We start from the raw sequence: 6,327 nt of genomic DNA on the forward strand, positions 1-6,327 counted from the left end.
TCCTCTTCTTCTCTCTGGTAATACTGACGTACCGTTCCGTTTGGATCAAGTGAATATTTTACTGCCATATCTAACCTCGTTTTATGCTTGCATTATAATCCGGCTTCCGCAACCAAAATTTGGCTGCAATTATAGCACAAATGCACTGGTCAAAAAATATACAGGCCCCGGTGACGGATATAATGTTAAAACATAATCCCAGGGCAGACGTTTGGCCCGATCCAGCTTAAAACTCATCATTCTGAAAGGTAAAATAGATTATATTCCTTTCATTATCCCGGGAATTCACATTTATCGCGGCCCGATAAAATTGCTGCCATTGAGATGAATCATGTGTTCCGGATTGTCAGCAATCCAAACCTCTGTTTCCCAGGCTAATGATTCAGAAAATTTCTTGTAGGTAGCAAAATCAGGGAAAGCCGTAACAAAAATCTTCCCTGATTTTACATGCTTGGTCATCTCATTAATTTCCAGGTATCTCTTCGGACTCACAGGGCCTACTGACGTTACTGATTCAATAAAATAAATCCAGTCATTGTCTTCTCTGTAAAGAACAATATCCGGCATCTTATTGTGGACGTTTATATTGAAGCCAAGCTGCATCAGCTTTGAAACGTTGTTTACCAAATCCCTGTCTGTTGAATCTCCTACATACAGGCATTCAGAATATGGAGCAAAACGCGGAGCAAATTCTTCAATTATAGCTTTTTGCAATTCATTATGCTTTCCGGGAGAAAACTTAAAATCAGAGCCGTTGATGCGAACCGGCATTAAAGTCATGGCTTTCTTTGACTTGTAGATGTTTTTCAGAGTGTCATGATTTGCTATAAAACTCTTTATTTCACTTTCTTCGTTGGGAGAGTTTATGGAACGTATGACGTTCAGAGCTTCATCGGTTAATCTGTAGCAATAGTTAGGACTGTTTGTCGGAGTGCCGTTATCTTCAATAAGCGCTGCTTTTCTGAACTCGTGCATAGCCTGTTTTCTGAACGTTTCTCTGCTGTTTTCAGCGTAAGCTGTTCCGTAATAGCTGTTTGCAAATCTGATAATGTCATGAATCCTTGACCATGAATTTGTTGCGTTTGCCCATGCGTTGTCAGGCTTAATGTCTGACAGGGCTAAAATGCTCAGAACGCATATATCTGCTTGCTGAGCGCGGGGCATTCCTATTTTGATCAAGAAGTTTCTGGCTTCATCCATCTTATCCATAAGCAACCTCGTTAATTATTCTGTCGCAGTTTACGGTAGACAAATCCTCAGATGAAAGCATCTCTTCTCCTATTTTGCTGATAATGTCAGCAGGAGGAAATGGCATGCTGTTCATTTCGGTGCTGTTTACCTGAGTGCTGCCGTTAAGGATTCTGTAATACATATCAAAAAGTGTTGAATTTAACAGGGCATAAACTCCGTAGGTCGTTTTGCGATCCATTTCAGAGCCGTCTGCTTTGTCCACAAAATTAATCTTGTTCTGAGTGCCGATATACTCATACTGCCCGAAATCATGAGGACAATAGATCCCGCATTGCAGCCTGCGGCGTTCCTCCTTGGCCGTGAACCGTTTTACAAAAACGTAATTCTTGTTTTTCTGAATGAGTCCCCGCTTTCTGTCCAGGATCCAGTCATAGCCTTTCCCGGAAGGGAGATGATTTACTTTACCGTCCCGAATATGCTGGCTGTAAAAAAGGGGAATGGTATGCTCGCCGGGGGCGGTTCTCAGTTCATCCGCCTGTCTGAAATCCACTACAATGCCGGTTTTCATTCGGAGGCCGGAATCCGGCATGGTTGAACTGAAGGCGCTGATTTTCCGAATCACCTCCATTTCCGCTTGGCTGGTGGGAAGACAGACATAAAGCTCGTTCCCGGAGACTACGGCATGGTACGGAACCTCCAGACTTGAAATATTGCTGAAATCATTGCCGGAACCGCCAGAGGTAATAATAGCGCTTTCCGGACAGCGGGCTTCTTTTGCGACCATGATGATCATGGTTTCCTGAAGCACCTGTTCAGCATCGAATACCTTGCTCCTGCTGACAAACAAATGAATGCGTCTTAATTTGCCTTCTGAAAGGAGATATTTCCGGAAAGCCCGGAAGTATGCTCCGGATGTCCAGCTCCGAGGGATGATGTAAACCATTTCCGAGCCCTGGCGGAGATTAAACAGAGACATGGATGCGAACAGGAAGTAGAGGTTCGGAGCTCCGTGAACAACATCAGCCATAGCCAGAGAGCGGGGATCGTCCTTGCCGATCTTTAAATAAGGGGGATTGGCAATAATGAAATCAAATTTCCGGGATGTGTCAGCAAGGCTGCTGAACTCCCAGTCCTGAGACAGAATATAGTCCTCCGCTTTCAGTTCATATTCCAGCCTGCCTTCTGATTCCCGCTTCAGGTATTCCAAATTGTCTTTCAGCAAAGGCAGGATATCAGGATCTGTTTCGTAGCAGGTCAGTGAAATGCGGATACCGGTTTTTTCAGAAAAGAGTCTTTCAATGAGAGCGGCGGAAAGTATTCCGGAGCCGGCCCCGGGATCCAGCAGGGATACGCTGTCTCCGCAGCCTGACAAATCAAACATGCCGGACATGAACTTTGCTGTTTCCGCTGACGTGAAGAACTGTCCTTTTTTCTTGCGGACAGCTTTGGGAAAACCGGCAAGAAAATCATTGGTCCGTTCAATAATATGCTCAAGCATCAAAAGTTCCCTCATTGTTGTTCTGCATTTTCTCAATCACGTCATGATGCTTTTTTTGTTGCGGAACTGCAGTCAAGTCCGATAAGCAAAACTTCTTTCTCGTCTCAGTCTTTATGGTATTTTGCGGCATCCGGAGATCTTATGGCCTGAAAAGAGCTCTTCGGAACGTGCAACACCAGGCATGGAACTAAACCGGCAATGTTTCCTGAATTTGAAGGGATCCTCCGGAAATGCGATCCTGGTTTTTTCCATGATCTTCTTTGCTTTTCCGGAGGATCCTTTTCAAGGAACCGTCTTGTGTCCTTCAGGCATTCGTCCCGGAGAAACCGGCGCATGCTGATCCCGTCCGGAAGCCCCTGTCAGCGCAGAAGCCCATAGCTCCGAAGGCCGGCTTTGTTTTTGCGGTACAGGTAGATTAGACGCCCTTGGCTTTTCTGTAGGCAATAATGTCGCTGATGCTGACCACGGTCATGCCGTGATTCAGAGCAAAGGCCACCACCTGAGGCAGCCGGGACATGGTGCCGTCGTCATTGGTAAGCTCGCAGAGCACGCCGGCGGGAGTGAGGCCGGCCAGCCGGGCCAGATCCACCGAGGCCTCGGTATGGCCGTCTCTTTCCAGCACGCCGCCTTCCCGGGCGGCCAGGGGGAACACATGTCCCGGATGGTTCAGATCCGAGGGCACGGCATTGGGATTGGCGGCGGCCTTGATGGTAGTCAGGCGGTCATGGGCGCTGACGCCGGTAGTGACGCCCTTGGAGGCTTCAATGGTAATGGTAAAGGCGGTGCCGTAGGAGCTGGTGTTGTTCTTCACCATCTGGGGCAGCTCCAGCCGTTCCAACCGGCTTCCGGGCATGCAGACGCAGATAATTCCGGAACAGTAGCGGATCATCATGGCCACCTGAGCTTCGGTGATAGTTTCCGCCGGGAAGATAATATCGCCTTCGTTTTCCCGGTCTTCGTTATCTACCACCAAGGCTCCCTTGCCGGCCCTGAAGGCCTCCAGAGCCAGTTCCACGCGTTTCAGAGGATCGCTGTCAAAAATGTCCAGCATATTGATTTGACTCACAGTATATCTCCATATCATACGTAAGTCAGGGCAGGTTTAAACTTGAGGAGTTGATTGTGAACTTCTCTTTCATCCGGACTCTTACCGTCGGCCTGGTAATTGCAACCAGTCATGCTTGCGCTCGTGGGCTGTACCACCGGTGGGGAATTTCACCCCGCCCTGAGAATGTGTCATGCGCAGGAAGAAATTGTTCGAAAAGGCAGCTTTCCTCCGTGCGGTGTTCATTATACTTTGAGAGCGGCATTTTACAAGTCAGGGGCCGCTCAGGAATGATGTCTGTCAGAAAATCCGCCGGAGCCTGTCCTGGCTTTTTGCGGGTCTCCTTCCTGAAAAGATCTTTTCGGAAACCGTCTCTCCCGGCATTCCTTCCCCGGAGAACCCGCTCCGGATCAGACTCCCCGGGCGCAGGGCTCCCAGATATACTTATGGAGCTGCAGCTGCACTCTGATTCGGGAAACGTCTGTAGTACGGCTCCAGGAGAGCATTCTTTCCACGATTTCCCGGGGATCGGTTTTCCCGAAAACCGGTGACAGGTAGACGAGACAGCGGGGGCGGTAGCCCTGCAGGATGCTGGAGATCTTCTCAAAATCCGAGCTCTCCCCGATAACGAATTTCAGGGCATCTCCCGGACGGAGCATGCTGATGTTCGGGAGATACATGCGGCTTTCTTCTCCGGAGCAGGGCAGCTTGTAATCGCAGCAGAAAATAATTTTTCTTTCCGGATCCAGCTCCATGAAGGGGGAGAGATCAATGGAGCCGTTGGTTTCGATGTTAAGATTGTAGCCGGCCCGGAGAATTTCGGTGATCAGAAGCCCCACATCTTTGGCAAACAAAGGCTCCCCTCCGGTGAGGGTGACGTTTCTGATGCCGGGGAAGCGCCTGAGCTCCGCCAGAATGTCCCGGATCTGGAGAAACATGCCCTGTTCCATGCTGCGGGCATACTGGGTGTCGCAGTAGGCGCAGCGGAGATTGCAGCCGGAAAGCCGCAGAAATATGGCGGCCTCGCCGGTGAGGGGCCCCTCGCCGTTAATGGAGATGAAAATTTCGTTTACCCTGAAGGCGGGACCGCCGGTGGTGAAGGCATCCTCCTTGCGGAACGACTGATTAATCGCGCTCGTAGACGGCAACATTGTCCGGACTCTCCTGCACCTCCACCCGATAGCACTTTTCACCCAGGGTTTCGCAAACCCAGAGGGCGATGTTTTCAGCGGTGGGATTTCTGTCAATAACCTCGTTGAGCACTTTATGATCCAAAGCGCCCGCTACCTTTTCCTTAATAACTGAAAAGTCCATGACCATGCCGTTTTTGTCCAAATCCGGGCTTTTCAGGTAAACGTCAATGATCCAGTTATGTCCGTGCATGCCCGAGCATTTGCTGTTATAGTCCAGCTTCAGAAAATGCGCGGCGCTGATAATGATTCTTTTTTTGATTTTAAACATGCTCGCTAAATCCTTTCCGGCGCTTCCAGGGGATCCCGCGCCCCGTTCCTTTGAAACGCCTCTTGTCTGTCAATGCAGGTGCCGCACCGGCCGCAGGGCCTTTCGCCGCCCTCGTAGCAGCTCCAGGTAAGCTCGTAGGGAACCCCGAGCTCAAGCCCGGTTTTTACGATATCCGCCTTGTTCATGTCCATAAACGGCGTCCGGAGCCGGATCTCCCGTCCGGTGCCCTCGAAAATGGCGGTATTCATGGCCGCCGCAAATTCCGGGGTGCAGTCCGGGTAGGCCCGGCCCGCGGCATCATCCCGGTGGGCGCCGTACCAGACCTCGCTGGCTCCCAGCCCCTGAGCGCAGGCTGCCGCGGCAGACAGCATCAGGCCGTTCCGGAAGGGAACGTAGGTGGACACGGTGCCGGAGCCCCCCAGATCCTTAAGCTGTTCGGCGTAGCTTTTATGAACAATTTCCTCTTGGGAATGCTGCATAAGAGAGCACTGGCAGTCGGCAAAGACCTGAGAGAGATCCAGAAGCTTATAGGTTACGCCGTAATGGCGGGAGATCTCCTCCGCGGATTTCAGTTCCCGCTGATGCTTCTGGCCGTACTGAATATTGAGAGCCAGCACATTCTCCGCGCCGTGCTCCTTTACCGCCAGGGCCAGACAGGTAGAGCTGTCCAGACCGCCGCTTAATAACACTGCCACTTTCATAAAGCCACCTCCGTGTGCGCATTCTATCACACTATCTTGCAATCACGGTATTTATGGGCTATGGCGATATTTGCGAGATCCCTTTTTCAGGCCCTTGGAGACTCGGGAATCCGGCAGATAAGGTATTTTTTCGGGAGGTTGCGCGGGCGCTGCCGTATGCGGCTTTGTTGCGGAAAAGAACGAGGCGGGGAGACCCGCCTCGCAATTACAGAGTGGCTTCATAAGTCAGTTTTCAGTCTGACTGCAGCATCAGTCGCTTTCGTTCCCGAAAAGCTCTCTTTCATCCTGCGGTGTCAGTCCGCCGGCATCATTGTCCTCGGTTTCCTCAGGATCAATCTTGCCGGAAGGAGCTTCATCCTGTTCCTCGGCCACACGATAGGGGATCTCCAGTCCGTCGTAGAGGCTCTGAATAACGAGGTTCTTTTCCTTCC

At 50.6% G+C, this 6,327-nt stretch carries 8 protein-coding genes and 1 riboswitch; of the genes, 1 reads left to right on the forward strand and 7 read right to left on the reverse strand.

Features of this window, described 5'->3' with window-relative positions:
• Nucleotides 1–196 (forward strand): hypothetical protein (locus tag ACJROR_RS06865; protein ID WP_406546472.1); only part of this gene is annotated, 196 nt, incomplete at its 5' end.
• A gap of 95 nt (nt 197–291) precedes the next feature.
• On the opposite strand, the gene ACJROR_RS06870 is transcribed toward ACJROR_RS06865, so the two are convergent.
• From ACJROR_RS06870 to ACJROR_RS06900, 7 genes are all read right to left on the reverse strand, one after another.
• Nucleotides 292–1,209, reverse strand: coding sequence for a BsuBI/PstI family type II restriction endonuclease (locus tag ACJROR_RS06870; RefSeq protein ID WP_406546473.1), 918 nt, complete (start codon nt 1,207–1,209; stop codon nt 292–294).
• Entirely contained in the window at nt 1,202–2,689 is a 1,488-nt protein-coding gene (locus ACJROR_RS06875) for an Eco57I restriction-modification methylase domain-containing protein (protein WP_406546474.1), read from the reverse strand. The genes ACJROR_RS06870 and ACJROR_RS06875 overlap by 8 nt, the downstream gene beginning before the upstream one ends.
• A gap of 415 nt (nt 2,690–3,104) precedes the next feature.
• Complete coding sequence (gene ribB / locus ACJROR_RS06880) at nt 3,105–3,740, reverse strand: 3,4-dihydroxy-2-butanone-4-phosphate synthase (RefSeq protein ID WP_406038533.1); 636 nt, start codon at nt 3,738–3,740, stop codon at nt 3,105–3,107.
• A gap of 72 nt (nt 3,741–3,812) precedes the next feature.
• Nucleotides 3,813–3,926: riboswitch (FMN riboswitch) on the reverse strand.
• Between the two features lie 218 nt (nt 3,927–4,144).
• Complete coding sequence (locus ACJROR_RS06885; protein WP_406546475.1) at nt 4,145–4,885, reverse strand: radical SAM protein; 741 nt, start codon at nt 4,883–4,885, stop codon at nt 4,145–4,147.
• Nucleotides 4,860–5,195 (reverse strand): 6-pyruvoyl trahydropterin synthase family protein, encoded by a 336-nt coding sequence (locus ACJROR_RS06890; protein WP_406038519.1) that lies wholly within the window; start codon nt 5,193–5,195, stop codon nt 4,860–4,862. Before ACJROR_RS06890 ends, ACJROR_RS06885 begins: the two co-directional genes overlap by 26 nt.
• 5 nt (nt 5,196–5,200) lie before the next feature.
• Nucleotides 5,201–5,926, reverse strand: coding sequence for a 7-cyano-7-deazaguanine synthase QueC (gene queC / locus ACJROR_RS06895; protein ID WP_406546476.1), 726 nt, complete (start codon nt 5,924–5,926; stop codon nt 5,201–5,203).
• 219 nt (nt 5,927–6,145) lie between these two features.
• On the reverse strand, nt 6,146–6,327 hold a 182-nt coding region (locus ACJROR_RS06900; protein WP_406546477.1), incomplete at its 5' end, for a hypothetical protein.

It is taken from the genome of Succinimonas sp. (assembly GCF_045225735.1).
Lineage (GTDB): Bacteria > Pseudomonadota > Gammaproteobacteria > Enterobacterales > Succinivibrionaceae > Succinimonas.

What these genes read in the sequence shown, in the direction of transcription:
- ACJROR_RS06870 (WP_406546473.1), bottom strand. Translation starts at nt 1,209, where the DNA reads ATGGATAAGATGGATGAAGCCAGAAACTTCTTGATCAAAATAGGAATG.
- ACJROR_RS06875 (WP_406546474.1), bottom strand. Translation starts at nt 2,689, where the DNA reads ATGCTTGAGCATATTATTGAACGGACCAATGATTTTCTTGCCGGTTTT.
- ribB (WP_406038533.1), bottom strand. Translation starts at nt 3,740, where the DNA reads ATGCTGGACATTTTTGACAGCGATCCTCTGAAACGCGTGGAACTGGCT.
- ACJROR_RS06885 (WP_406546475.1), bottom strand. Translation starts at nt 4,885, where the DNA reads ATGTTGCCGTCTACGAGCGCGATTAATCAGTCGTTCCGCAAGGAGGAT.
- ACJROR_RS06890 (WP_406038519.1), bottom strand. Translation starts at nt 5,195, where the DNA reads ATGTTTAAAATCAAAAAAAGAATCATTATCAGCGCCGCGCATTTTCTG.